We start from the raw sequence: 13,610 nt of genomic DNA on the forward strand, positions 1-13,610 counted from the left end.
AAATTCCTCCTTAAATATATCGCTTTATCATCGTTCGAAAGTAATATTAATTATTTTTTGTAAGCTAATAATTGTTTTACGCGTTTCATATCGCTTTTAGATACTAGTTTAGCTTTACGTAATTTACGTTTTTGTTTAGTATTTTTATTTGCAAATAAGTGAGATGTGAAAGCTCTAGAACGTTTTAATTGACCTGAACCAGTTCTTTTAACACGTTTAGCTGCTCCACGGTGAGTTTTCATTTTTGGCATGATTCATTTCCTCCTAATAAAAGTAAATTATTTTTCGTTTATAGGCGCTAACATAATAAACATTTGGCGCCCTTCCATTTTAGGTTTTTGTTCAACAGTGGCAATATCTTTACATTCGTCTGCAAATTTTTCTAAAACACGTTGACCAATTTCTTTGTGTGTAATTGCACGACCTCTGAAACGAATAGAAACTTTACATTTGTCACCTTTAGTTAAGAATTTACGTCCATTTTTCAACTTAGTTTGGAAATCGTGTTCCTCAATAGTTGGACTTAAACGAATTTCTTTAACATTGATAACTTTTTGTTTTTTCTTCATTTCTTTTTCTTTTTTCTGTTGTTCGAATTTATATTTACCATAATCCATAATTCTTGCAACAGGTGGTTTAGCATTTGGTGCAACAACTACTAAATCTAATTCAACTCTTTCAGCCATCTCAAGAGCTTCTCTTTTAGATTTAACACCAATTTGGTCACCATTTTGGCCAATTAAACGTAATTCTTTTGCGCGAATTTTTTCGTTAACTTGCGTTTGATCTTTTGCTATGGTTGACACCTCCCAAAATTTTACGAAATTTTCCCAAGCAAAAAGAGCGGACAATATTTGCCCGCTCTTCACTCATACACAATAATTGTGTGACATGATTAACCTGCCAACAGCTTTTTGCGTCGCTACAGGTGAGAAACGGGTGTTTCTACTTGGTTCGTTTCGTAATCAACGATACTAATCATATCAAGTTTTATTAAGCATGTCAATTGTTTTTTAAAATTAGTGATGTTTTACTTCATTCATTGAGACATCTTGGCTTAAATCAACTTCTTCAAGAGGTATTTTTTTAGTTTTATATCTTAATTTATGATAAATAAAGAATACTAAAAATACTGGAATACCCATATACGTAATAATAAATCGATTAAGATCAAAGTGCCCTGTTTTAATGAAATCTACATCTTGTCCAACAATCACAATCACACACAATATACCTGCAAATATTGGACCGAATGGGAACCATTTCGCTTTATATTTCAATTCTGATTTACGATGATGCTGAACATTAAATGCTCGTCTAAAGCGATAATGACTTACTGCAATACCTACCCAAGCAATAAACCCTGTCATACCACTGGCAGCTACAATATATTCATAAGCATTTCCGCTTAATTTTTGTACTAAGAAAATAACGACTACAAGTACACCAGTAGCAATCAATGATAAATATGGCACGCCATGTTTATTCGTTTTACCAAATGAAGCGAAAGCTAATTTATCTTTACTCATTGAATATAACATACGTGTTGATGCATACATCCCTGAATTACCAGCTGATAATACTGAGGTTAAAATAACTGCATTCATAAATGAAGCAGCGAATGCTAACCCTGCATTTTTAAAGACAAGCGTAAATGGAGATGTTGCAACATCGTTATCTCCACCCATTAATGCATTACTATTGTAAGGAATTAACATACCAATAACAAAGATGGCTAAAATGTAAAATAATAATATTCTCCAGAAAACTTGTTTAATTGCTTTTGGAACAGCACGTTCTGGATTCTCAGATTCTCCAGCAGTAATGCCTATTAATTCAGTACCTTGGAAGGAGAAACCAGCAACTAAGAATACACCTAGAATTGAAAGTAAACTACCGCCAAGATTTCCACCTAGGATTGGCCCATCACCTTTAGTAAATGTCTCAAATCCTACAAAATGTCCACCCATAATTCCTAATATAGTTAAAATACCAATAATTATAAAAATAATTACTGTAATCACTTTTATAAGTGCAAACCAATATTCACTTTCACCATATACTCTGACAGATAAAGAGTTTAATGCGAAAATAATAACTATAAAGATACAACTCCATACCCATGCTGGTATCCCTGCCATAGGTGTCCAATACTGAATGACTTGCGCTGCAATAGTTACATCTGCCGCTACAGTAATTACCCAGTTAAACCAATAGTTCCAGCCTAATGCGAATCCTAATGATGGATCTACAAATCGTGTTGCATAGGTACTAAATGAACCCGAAACAGGTAAATACGTAGCCATTTCTCCTAAAGAAGTCATTAAAAAGAATACCATAGCTCCAATAATTGCATATGCAATAAGCGCACCTAATGCACCGGCATCGTGAATAGCACCACCTGAGGTCATAAATAGGCCTGTACCAATACAGCCTCCCATTGCAATCATGGAGATGTGACGATCTTTTAACCCTCTCTTCATACCACTATCTTGATTTTCAACTTTACTCATATAAGCTCCCTTTCTTAATGTAGAGGTTAGCTAAGTATTTATTTGTTATGTGAAGATAATTAACATATTTAATTTTTATAAATGATATGTAAATCAAATTACAAATTAAAAAATAGGTACATACCGTTAAGATATGCACCCATTACTTAATCTATATCGGTAGCACATCACAAACTGTGACAGTACAGTTTCTATTCGATAACTGTCCCAACAAATCATAAGTATGGTTATCATTTGTTTCGGCATCTTTACCTTTCATACTTTCAACATACGTTCCATATCAACTTCTGAAGTATTACTTTTTAAAGATGCAACCTCTAACTCATTTTTATTTAACTACTTTGTAATATACATTAAGAATATTATTTTATCAAGACTATCTACGTTTTTTTAGACGAATTTCATCTACTAAGTTCCAGATAAATTCATCTCTTTCTATTGTTTCTTGATCTTGTGAGCCATACTTACGAACATTTACTTCGTTGTTTTCAACTTCTTTATCTCCTACTACAATTTGATAAGGAATTTTTTGCATTTGTGCCTCTCGAATTTTATAGCCCATTTTTTCGTTACGATCATCAATTTCTACACGAACACCTTGAGATTTTAATTCATCTTGTAAATTTCTCGCATAGTCATAATGTAAATCTACATTTACTGGAATAATCTCAACTTGTTTTGGAGCTAACCATGTTGGGAAAGCACCTTTAGTTTCTTCAGTTAAGAAAGCTACAAAACGTTCCATAGTTGAAACTACGCCACGATGAATAACAACAGGACGGTGATTTTCACCATCACTACCAATATAAGAAAGGTCAAATCGTTCAGGTAGTAAGAAATCAAGTTGTGCAGTTGAAAGGGTTTCTTCTTTACCCATTGCAGTTTTAACTTGAACATCTAATTTAGGGCCATAGAATGCTGCTTCTCCAATGGCTTCAACATATGGTAAGCCCATTTCATCTACTGCTTCTTTAAGCATAGACTCAGCTTTATTCCACATGTCATCATCGTCCATATATTTTTCTTTATCTTCAGGATCTCTGTAACTTAATCTGAAAGTGTAATCTTCAAAACCAAAGTCTTCATAGACATCTTGTATCATATGAACAACGCGTTTGAATTCATCTTTAATTTGGTCAGGACGCACAAAGATATGAGAATCATTTAAAGTCATACCTCTTACACGTTGTAAGCCTGATACTGCACCACTTGCTTCATATCTATGCATAGTACCTAATTCAGCAATACGAATTGGTAATTCACGATAAGAATGTGGTTTATTATTATAAACCATCATATGATGTGGACAGTTCATTGGACGTAATACCATTTCTTCAGTTTCATCTAATTTCATTGGTGGGAACATATCATCTCTATAGTGATCCCAATGACCTGAAGTTTTATAAAGTTCAACATTAGCTAAAACTGGAGTATATACATGATCATATCCCATGCTTACTTCCTTATCTACAATATAACGTTCAATTTCACGGCGAATTGTTGCACCATTTGGTAACCATAGTGGAAGACCAGCACCAACAAGTTGATTATTTGTAAATAATTCTAAATCTTTACCAATACGACGATGATCACGTTCACGACGTTCCTCTAACATTTCTAAATGTGCTTTTAAATCTTTTTTATCAAAGAAAGCAGTACCATATATACGTTGTAACATTTTATTGTCACTATCTCCACGCCAATATGCACCTGCAGTAGAAAGCAGTTTAAATTCTTTAATTTTTGAAGTTGATGGTACATGAACACCACGGCATAAATCTGTGAATTCACCTTGACTGTATAATGTTACATTCTCATCTTCAGGAATTGCATCAATTAATTCTAATTTATATGGATCATCTTTAAAGAAATCTTTTGCTTCTTCACGAGAAACCACTTTACGTTCAATTTTATAATTTTCGTTAACAATTTGTTTCATTGTTTTTTCGATCTTTTCAAAGTCATCTGATGATACTTTTTCATCCATATCAAAGTCGTAGTAAAAACCACCTTCAATCACTGGGCCAACGCCGAATTTAACATCTCCATAAATTCGTTTTAATGCTTGAGCCATTAAATGAGCAGTTGAATGACGTAATACCTCTAGAGCTTCATCACTACCAGGTGTAACAATTTCAATTGCCCCATCTTCTTCAAGTGGACGAGTTAAATCAACGAGTTGATTATTAAATTTTCCTGCTACTGCTTTTTTTCGAAGTCCAGGACTAATTGATTGTGCAATGTCTTCTGTAGTAGTTCCTTTGTCAAATGATTTTGAATTGCCATCTGGAAACTTAATATTAATTTGTTCCATATCGAAACCCTCCATAAATTTTATTCTATGATCGCTGAAGAAAATAAAAAAACTCCTCCCTATAAAAGGGACGAGTTCGTCGCGGTACCACCCTAGTTATCTAGATGTATTCTAGATATCTCTTCATAAGATAACGGTCTTGAGCCGGATACTGATTACCAGCATCTAAATATGAAGGAGTAATAATTTAATATATCAACCAAATTCTCATCAATTGTTGGCTTGCTGTATGATAGAGATTAAATTACCATATCTTCATTTATTTCAACGATTTAGATTTATCTTTATTATACATCACACATTGTAAATTTCAATTATTTCGTAAATTTTTCCCATCTAAATAAAATTCATTTGCTAAACTTTTGATACGTTCGATAATTCGAGCAGCTTTCGTTATTTCTGCCCCTTTGTTTGAAATAGATAAATGATGTTCTAATTCTTCCAAATTTAGATTTGAACTAAAGAATGTTGGTAATTCATGAACCATACGATAATGTAATAAGGGACCTATTACCTCATCCCTTACCCAAGTTGTGACATCCTCAGCTCCGATATCATCTAACATTAATATATTTGCTTCTCGTATACGCTCTAACTTTTCATTATAACTTCCATCTTTAAAACCACCTTTGAGTATACGAATGTATTCAGGTAAATATACTATTGTAGATGGCACATGTTTTGACTTAAGCTGATTTGCGATCGCTCCTAAAATAAAAGATTTACCTGTTCCAAATGGGCCATGTATATAAAGACCCTTAACGCGTTCACCGTTAACTAACTTTTTACAAATATCGTTAACTTCCATCGCTATTTCAAGTCGACTTCTATCGTTGGTATAGATATCTTTAACTTTTGCATTCAACGTATCACGTTGTATGTGATGGGCAGTAATGAGTTGTGAACTTAAACGTTCTTCATCGTATTTAATTTTGCAAGGACATAATCGATAACGAACTTTAATACGCTCATTTTCTATATATAATTCTGGAATATGACCTTTAACAAAGTTTGGACAATGTGCATAATCGTGACCATCGTAGTGTTTTTGTTGATCTTTATATTCTTGAAGTACATTTAAATCTTTATCAATCATTTCATTAGTAAGTTCTGACTGGTGTTGATTTAAAAATTGCTTAACATCAGAATCATTAATGACTTGATTTTTTATTTTAGCAATTCTTTTGTTTAAATTATCTTGATTTTTTATAAGTTTACTAAATGGTTTCATCTAATCCTCCCAATCTTGTTCTAATTGAGCACGAAACGCTTCTCTATCTTTTTCAAATTGCGCATCATTATTGTTTGGTTTTTCATCTTGTTGATTTTTATTTTTTAACCACTTTGGTGTTTTTTCTATCGATGCAACGTCACGTTGTTTATACTGACGTTTTGTTTTTTTAGTTATACTATCATTGATTTGTTGATTTGTTTTCAGCGCATAATCGTATGCTTGTTGTGCAGTTTTAATACCTAACTTTTTCCAATTTGAAGCGATTTCAAATATATAGGATTTAGGAAGTTTCATTTCATTCTTAAGCATTACAAATTGTAATAAAATATTAATTACACCAAATGACAATTTTTCACGCTCTATTAACTCTTCTACCATTCTTTTTTGTTGTAAAGTTGGTTCTGATTCTGACCAAGACGCTAACATATCGATAGGACTTGTGTCTTCTAATAACTTAAACCAACTATCACTTTCCTTTATATCATCAGTAGTCTCATTTGGACTCTGTGATTGTTCTAAATGATTAGAAGGATTAGCTTTAGTTTGTAACTTAGGAAGCTGTTGTTGATGCTCAATTAAGTAATGAGACCTTGCTTGTTTTCTCATCTCTTCAAATGATAACGTTTGATTTTGTGTGATAGAGTTAAGAATGATTCGTTTCATAGAAGTAGGCGTTAACCCATATAAAGTAGCCAATTGTAAAATTAATTGTTTTGCCTCTTTAGTGATAATTTCTCCACTTATAAAATGATGTTGTAACATATCTCTCAACATATCAAAGTCAAATGATTCATTATCTAAATCTATAGTAGCTGAATGATTTTCCTTTTGAATTGTTGAAGCATCAATAGATATATTTTTATGTGGAACCTTGAATACATCAGTAAATTTGCGCGTTACTTGTTGAAATGCGTTTAAATCTGGTTCATTTTTTTCAAAATACGCTTTTAAATCTTTATATCTTCGATTATCAACTTCATTGTATAGGTATATAGATAACATTGGATCATTAAAAAATTGGTATGCAGTTGGAGGTTGAATCAATTCATATATAAACATAGACTGATTACTATCATGTTTTACAAATGTTTTAATTAACCCAATGCCTTCAAGTAAATCCATATATTCACGGAATTCTAATAAATTTATTTTAAGCTCATTCATAATAGTGTAATGTGTGAGAATAGTATCTTCAACTTCATCGATAAATTGGTTCATGAAATGATATACACCAATAGCTTTAAAGCCAATTAACGGTATGTACAATCGATTTAATATCTCTAATTGTTGATGATTAAAGAAAAAATGTCGATATACTTTAAATCCATCGTGTGGACTTAAACCATACTCATAAGATTTAAAACTCATTTATGAATCACTCCGTTTGTTATCATCCAAAATACCTTGCATCGATGCTAGTAATTGATCCACATCTTTAAACTCTTTATATACTGACGCAAATCGTACATAAGAGACTTGATCTACATGCATGAGCAAATTCATTACATGTTCACCTATATCTCTAGATGAAATTTCTGTATGACCTTTATCGCGTAATTGCCACTCTACTTTATTAGTAATGTCTTCCAATTGTTGATATCTAACTGGTCTTTTTTCACAAGATCTTACAAGGCCATTTAATATTTTTTCTCTTAAAAATTGTTCACGTGTTCCATCTTTTTTGACCACAATAAGTGGACTCACTTCAATATGTTCAAATGTTGTAAATCTTGTCCCACAATTCTCACATTCACGTCTTCTACGTATTGCGTTAGCTTCATCAGCATGTCTTGAATCTACCACACGTGAATGTGTGGCACTACATTTTGGGCATTTCATATCTGTCACCCTCTTGAATAGATTATGCTCCATTATACTATAAAAACGATTTATGACAAAAGAACTCATATGTATTAATAATAAATTGATACAACTTAGCTGTCTAAACCTATATAGAATATAAAAAGAAAGTGAAATAGAATTCAATATAAATTCTTTTTTCACTTTCCTATATATGACTCATTAAAAAATTATTTAATGTTTTTATAATGTTTTAATCTATAAAATCAAGGACATTAGATTAGGCTATCAACTCTAAAATTAACAATCTTTTATTTATTAAAAGCTTAAACTGCAGTCACAGTAGACTTTTCTACTAGTTGTTCACCAATCATTTCAGCTACTTCTACTACTCTATTAGAATAACCCCATTCATTATCATACCAAGCAATCACTTTCACCTTATGTTCATCCATTACAATTGTATTCTCAGCATCGATAATAGCTGAATGTGGATTTGTATTAAAATCGACAGACACTAAAGGTGCATGTTCTACTTCTAAAACACCATCTAAATCTGAATGACGAAATGCATTATTAATTTCGTCAACAGTTACCGGTTTTTCTAAATCTACAACCAAATCAACTAAAGAAACATTTTTTGTAGGCACACGTAAAGCTAACCCATGAAGTTTACCTTCTAATTCTGGTAAAACTTCTTTCAATGCTTTTGCTGCTCCAGTAGAAGTTGGAATAATACTTTCATTACATGAACGTGCTCTACGTAAATCTTTATGAGGATTATCAATATTTTTTTGATCATTAGTAATTGCATGAACAGTAGTCATTAATCCATTGACAATACCAAATTGATCATTTAAAACTTTAGCAACTGGTCCTATACAATTTGTCGTACATGAAGCATTACTGAAAATGTCATACTTTTCAACATCTAATTTGTCATCATTTACCCCTTTAACAATCATTTGAACTTCTCCACCTTTAGATGGACCAGTTAGTAATACTTTTTTAGCTCCAGCACGAATATGTCCAACTGCTTTATCACCATGATTAAATTTTCCAGTTGCTTCAATTACGATATCTATATTTAAATCTTTCCATGGTAAATTTTCAGGATTTCTATCTGACACTAACTTAATGTCATGGTTGTCAACACGTATACCATCATCAATTGGTTCTACTTTTTTATCATAACGTCCATGCGTTGTATCATAGTTAATTAGATGTGCAATTGTTTCAGGTGGATAGCTTGCATTAATCGCAACCACATTAAAATTTTCATTATGTAATGCAATTCTTAAAACCATTCTTCCTATTCTACCCATTCCATTAATTGCAATATTTGTTGACATTTAAAGCACCCCTTGTTTTATATGTTATACTTTATAAAATTAGTATAACATAATAGATTTCGATTGAAAGCGTTTACCGAAAATAATGTAATATTTTTTACTTTTACATTTTAAGTTTATATAACTAATATATTTTATTGTATAAATAAAAAGAGTTTAAGACTTAAAATAAAGCCCTAAACTCTTTTTTATATTATTCATGAATGTATCCTTTTTCAATCAATAGTTGTTTAAGAATGGTTTCTAATTCAGATTTACTTCCTAAGTTATCTATAACATGATCAGCCATTCTGCTTTTTTTATCAATTGATATTTGACTATGAACTCTCGCTTTTGCTTGATCCAAGTCTAAATTGTTACGTTTCATTAAACGTTCAATTTGTACACTTTCTGATGTGTAGACGAGCCAAACTTCATCCACAGTATCTTGTAAATCATTCTCAAACAGAAGCGGAATATCCATAATCACATCATATCCCTGTTGTACATAGTGTTGCTTTTCTTGTTCCATAATCGTTCTTACAATAGGATGAATAATTTCATTAAGTTCTAATCGTTTTTCTGGATGATTAAATACTAATTCTCCAATGTATTCTCGATTCATTTCTCCGTCACTTGTGATTGCTTCATCGCCAAACGTTTCTTTTATTCGTTCCAAAGCAGTTGATCCTTTCTCTACTGCTTTTCTTGAAGCTATATCTGCATCGACAATTTTAAATCCATATTCTGATAATAATTTAGAAACTGTTGACTTTCCGGTAGCTATTCCACCTGTTAATCCAATTACTTTAGGCATTTATATCACCGCTCACTTTATTTATTTCTGACAATATGGGCAAAAATGACTGTTTCTAGATGCTATAACCTTTTGTTCAATATCATGGCCACATACTTTACATGTCTTTTGTTTGTATACATTTAAATGTAATTGCATTTGTCCAGTTTTTCCGTCTGCATGACGATAATCTGAAATACTGGTTCCACCATTATCAATACCCTCTTTTAAAACTTCTTGTACATAATAAAAGAGCATTTGTCTTTCTTGATGAGACGTATCTTTTACTTTTCTAGCAGGATGGATACCTGCTCTAAATAACGCTTCACAAGCATAGATATTTCCACATCCTGCTACGATTTTATGATCCAATAACATCTGTTTAATAGGTTTATTGGCTACTTTTTTTTGAGATAAATAGTGATTAAAATGTTGTAACGCTTCTTCGTCAAAAGGCTCAGGCGCTATTTCTAAAAATGAAGGATAATCTTCAAATGAATTTAAATTTCTAATCTCACCAAATCGACGTATATCTGAAAACACTAATTTTTTTCCATTATTTAAATGAAAAATCACGTGCCAATGTTTACGATAGTTGGGAATTGCTATCTCAGATAGGTGATTGACAATGAAAAATCCACCAGCCATACCTAAATGACTAAGTAACACACGTTTACGATTATGCTTTTCAATATGAAAAACAATATATTTACTTCTTCGTTCGACTTTAATTATCTTATAGCCTTCGCAATTCAAACGAAAACCATCTAAATTCATTCCTTTGATAATCGTTTCTTTATTCTGACTTTTACCTTCAATTACTTTTTTAGAAAATGAAATACTTTTAATTGTAGTATTTACAATAAAAGGTTCTATTCCCCTTTTAACATGTTCAACTTCTGGTAATTCTGGCATTATTCATTCCTCTTTCTATTTCGCATCATACCAAGTAGGACCATAATTAGAGTCTACTTTTAATGGAACATCTAGGTCTAATGCATGCTCCATGATATCTTCAACAAATAAACTAAATTCTTCAACTTCAGACTTAGGCACTTCAAATATTAATTCATCGTGTACTTGTAAAAGTAATTTAGCTTTGTAAGACGTATGTTGAACTTGCTTATCAAATTCCACCATAGCAAGTTTAATAATATCTGCTGCACTTCCTTGAATTGGAGTGTTCATTGCTGTTCGCTCCGCAAAACCTCTTAAATTAAAATTACGACTAGTAATGTCAGGAATATAACGTCTACGATGCAATAATGTTTCAACGTAGCCATTTGCTTTAGCATCCTTTACAATGTCACTCATATATTGCTTAACTCCAGGGAAACTTGCTAAATAATCATCAATAAATATTTTTGCCTCTTTACGAGTTATATTTAAGCTTTGACTTAAGCCATAATCACTAATACCATAAACGATTCCAAAATTTACAGCTTTGGCTTGTCTACGCATTAAATCAGTGACTTCCTCCGCTTCAACACCGAATACTTTTCGTGCTGTAGCAGTATGAATATCCTGTCCATGAATAAATGCTTCTTTTAAACTGTCATCTTGTGTAATATGTGCTAAGACACGTAATTCAATTTGAGAATAATCAGCAGATAAAATAACACTGTCTTCAGATGAAGGTTTAAATGCTTTACGTATTTTACGCCCTTCTTCAAGTCGAATCGGTATATTTTGTAAATTAGGATCAACTGAAGATAATCGTCCAGTTTGTGCTAATGTTTGATTAAAACGAGTGTGTATACGCTTATCATTACTAATGACTTTTTGTAAACCTTCCACATAAGTAGATTGTAATTTAGCTAATTGACGATATTCTAAAATATCATTAATGATAGGATGTTCATTCTGTAACTGTTCTAGGACATCGACCGCTGTAGAATAACCTGTTTTTGTTTTTTTAATGACAGGTAGTTTTAATGTTTCAAATAAAACAACACCGAGTTGTTTAGGCGAATTAATGTTAAATTCTTCACCTGCTGCATCATGAATACGCTGAACTAACAATTCTAACTTCTCTTGTAATTCTTGTTGCATGCGTTGTAAATCATTTATATCTGTATAAATACCAATTTCTTCCATTTTACTTAAAATACGTGCTAGCGGAAGTTCTAAATCTTTTAGTAAATTCATTTGTTGATGTGATTCTAGTTCTTTTTCCATTAACGGTTTAACAGCATCAATAGATTTAGTAATAGATGCAATATGCGTATTTAAAATTTCAGCATTAGGAACTTGTCGCTTTTTACCTTTCCCATAAATAGAGACATCTTCTTTAACATACGTTTGATGATAATTTGTTACAACCGAATAGACATCATCAATCGTTCGTGATGGATCAATAATGTAGCTTGCTAACATCGCATCAAAAACGATATTTTGAATGGTAATATTTAATCTGTGTGCTATAACAAATGTTTTCTTTGCGTCATAAACTACCTTTTTAGAATTTTCATTTTCCAACCATTTAATAAGTTCTGGATAATCTTTAATATTATCTGCATCAACTACGATATAACGTTCTTTATCATAAAATCCAAACTTTAAAATATCATCTTTTAAATAATTAGAACCATCTATTTCGAAATGAATCACTGCTTCATCAAGATGATTAAAATCAACATATTCAAATGTAGGCAAAATATCAAAAGAAACTTGTTTTTGTTCTTGCTCAAATTCAGATGCTTCATTATCTATATCTGCTAATAATTGTTTAAATTCTAATTTCTTGAAAAGTTCAATTTTTTCATGATTATCCTTGATATCACTTAATTTCGTATCACTTAAAGTGACTTCTATTGGACTATGTCGATTAATTGTAGCAAGCTCTTTACTCATTAATGCATCTTCATGACTAAGTTCGAGCTTTTCTTTTAATTTTTTACCAGATACTTTATCAATATTCTCATAGACACCTTCTACAGAATCAAATTGATTTAAAAGTTTAATTGCTGTTTTTTCTCCTACTCCAGCTACACCGGGTATATTGTCTGAACTATCTCCCATTAAACCTTTCATATCAATAATTTGTATTGGTTTTAAACCATTATATTTTTCTGCTATAAATTCTGGAGTATAGTGATCAACGTCTGTGACCCCTTTTTTAGTATAATAAATAGTCACATTTTGAGTTGCTAACTGTGTTAAGTCTCTATCTCCAGTTACAATAATAGTTTCAAAATCATTTTGATCTGCTTCTTTACTTAATGTACCAATAATGTCATCTGCTTCGTAGTTTTCTAATTCATAATGTTTAATATGATAAGCATCTAACAATTGTCGAATATAGGGGAATTGTTCGCTTAATTCGGGTGGTGTTTTTTGACGTCCACCTTTGTATTCACTATATTTAGAATGTCTAAAAGTAGTCTTACCTGCGTCAAAGGCTACTAAGAAATGTGTAGGTTGTTCTTCTCTGATAATTTTTTCGAGTAATTTGGCAAACCCAAGAATCGCATTTGTATGAATCCCTGCTTTATTAGATAAAAGTGGCAATGCGTAAAAAGCTCTAAAACTTAAACTATTGCCATCTATCAATACTAATTTATTCAAATTTTAAACCTCCAGAATGAGTTTAATTATATTTTAGCATAAACCTTTGGTCATA

The 13,610-nt window shown here is 31.6% G+C and carries 11 protein-coding genes, 1 riboswitch and 1 other annotated feature; all 11 genes read right to left on the reverse strand.

Annotated features, from left to right (window positions below; all coding sequences use genetic code 11):
• Positions 1-50: 50 nt before the first annotated feature.
• The gene (rpmI, locus tag HMPREF2629_RS07515; RefSeq protein ID WP_002448990.1) at positions 51-251 is read right to left on the reverse strand and encodes a 50S ribosomal protein L35; all 201 of its coding nucleotides are present in this window, start codon (positions 249-251) and stop codon (positions 51-53) included.
• A gap of 27 nt (positions 252-278) precedes the next feature.
• Positions 279-806: a translation initiation factor IF-3 gene (gene infC, locus HMPREF2629_RS07520; protein WP_029376817.1), complete on the reverse strand. Its 528-nt coding sequence runs from the start codon at positions 804-806 to the stop codon at positions 279-281.
• 23 nt (positions 807-829) lie between these two features.
• Positions 830-957, reverse strand: a sequence feature (ribosomal protein L20 leader region).
• Between the two features lie 62 nt (positions 958-1,019).
• Positions 1,020-2,513 carry an amino acid permease gene (locus tag HMPREF2629_RS07525; RefSeq protein WP_002448996.1) on the reverse strand — a complete coding sequence of 498 codons (1,494 nt, stop codon included), beginning with the start codon at positions 2,511-2,513 and terminating at the stop codon, positions 1,020-1,022.
• Positions 2,514-2,665: 152 nt separating this feature from the next.
• Positions 2,666-2,841: riboswitch (Lysine riboswitch) on the reverse strand.
• Positions 2,842-2,889: 48 nt separating this feature from the next.
• The gene (gene thrS / locus HMPREF2629_RS07530) at positions 2,890-4,827 is read right to left on the reverse strand and encodes a threonine--tRNA ligase (RefSeq protein ID WP_037541057.1); all 1,938 of its coding nucleotides are present in this window, start codon (positions 4,825-4,827) and stop codon (positions 2,890-2,892) included.
• 310 nt (positions 4,828-5,137) lie between these two features.
• Positions 5,138-6,058 carry a primosomal protein DnaI gene (gene dnaI, locus HMPREF2629_RS07535; protein ID WP_054105792.1) on the reverse strand — a complete coding sequence of 307 codons (921 nt, stop codon included), beginning with the start codon at positions 6,056-6,058 and terminating at the stop codon, positions 5,138-5,140.
• Entirely contained in the window at positions 6,059-7,429 is a 1,371-nt protein-coding gene (locus tag HMPREF2629_RS07540) for a replication initiation and membrane attachment family protein (RefSeq protein WP_017176138.1), read from the reverse strand.
• Positions 7,430-7,900 (reverse strand): transcriptional regulator NrdR, encoded by a 471-nt coding sequence (gene nrdR / locus HMPREF2629_RS07545; protein WP_017176137.1) that lies wholly within the window; start codon positions 7,898-7,900, stop codon positions 7,430-7,432.
• Positions 7,901-8,187: 287 nt separating this feature from the next.
• A complete protein-coding gene (gene gap / locus HMPREF2629_RS07550) occupies positions 8,188-9,213 on the reverse strand; it encodes a type I glyceraldehyde-3-phosphate dehydrogenase (protein WP_054105793.1) in 1,026 nt (341 codons plus the stop codon).
• A 193-nt stretch (positions 9,214-9,406) separates the two neighbouring features.
• Positions 9,407-10,009: a dephospho-CoA kinase gene (gene coaE / locus HMPREF2629_RS07555; RefSeq protein WP_017176135.1), complete on the reverse strand. Its 603-nt coding sequence runs from the start codon at positions 10,007-10,009 to the stop codon at positions 9,407-9,409.
• Positions 10,010-10,030: 21 nt separating this feature from the next.
• The gene (gene mutM / locus HMPREF2629_RS07560) at positions 10,031-10,903 is read right to left on the reverse strand and encodes a bifunctional DNA-formamidopyrimidine glycosylase/DNA-(apurinic or apyrimidinic site) lyase (protein WP_017176134.1); all 873 of its coding nucleotides are present in this window, start codon (positions 10,901-10,903) and stop codon (positions 10,031-10,033) included.
• A gap of 15 nt (positions 10,904-10,918) precedes the next feature.
• Positions 10,919-13,555 (reverse strand): DNA polymerase I, encoded by a 2,637-nt coding sequence (polA, locus tag HMPREF2629_RS07565; protein WP_049419697.1) that lies wholly within the window; start codon positions 13,553-13,555, stop codon positions 10,919-10,921.
• Between the last annotated feature and the right edge of the window lie 55 nt (positions 13,556-13,610).

Source organism: Staphylococcus sp. HMSC034C12, from assembly GCF_001835895.1.
GTDB classification, from domain to species: Bacteria; Bacillota; Bacilli; order Staphylococcales; family Staphylococcaceae; genus Staphylococcus; species Staphylococcus hominis.

What these genes read in the sequence shown, in the direction of transcription:
- rpmI (WP_002448990.1), bottom strand. Translation starts at nt 251, where the DNA reads ATGCCAAAAATGAAAACTCACCGTGGAGCAGCTAAACGTGTTAAAAGA.
- HMPREF2629_RS07525 (WP_002448996.1), bottom strand. Translation starts at nt 2,513, where the DNA reads ATGAGTAAAGTTGAAAATCAAGATAGTGGTATGAAGAGAGGGTTAAAA.
- thrS (WP_037541057.1), bottom strand. Translation starts at nt 4,827, where the DNA reads ATGGAACAAATTAATATTAAGTTTCCAGATGGCAATTCAAAATCATTT.
- dnaI (WP_054105792.1), bottom strand. Translation starts at nt 6,058, where the DNA reads ATGAAACCATTTAGTAAACTTATAAAAAATCAAGATAATTTAAACAAA.
- HMPREF2629_RS07540 (WP_017176138.1), bottom strand. Translation starts at nt 7,429, where the DNA reads ATGAGTTTTAAATCTTATGAGTATGGTTTAAGTCCACACGATGGATTT.
- nrdR (WP_017176137.1), bottom strand. Translation starts at nt 7,900, where the DNA reads ATGAAATGCCCAAAATGTAGTGCCACACATTCACGTGTGGTAGATTCA.
- gap (WP_054105793.1), bottom strand. Translation starts at nt 9,213, where the DNA reads ATGTCAACAAATATTGCAATTAATGGAATGGGTAGAATAGGAAGAATG.
- coaE (WP_017176135.1), bottom strand. Translation starts at nt 10,009, where the DNA reads ATGCCTAAAGTAATTGGATTAACAGGTGGAATAGCTACCGGAAAGTCA.
- mutM (WP_017176134.1), bottom strand. Translation starts at nt 10,903, where the DNA reads ATGCCAGAATTACCAGAAGTTGAACATGTTAAAAGGGGAATAGAACCT.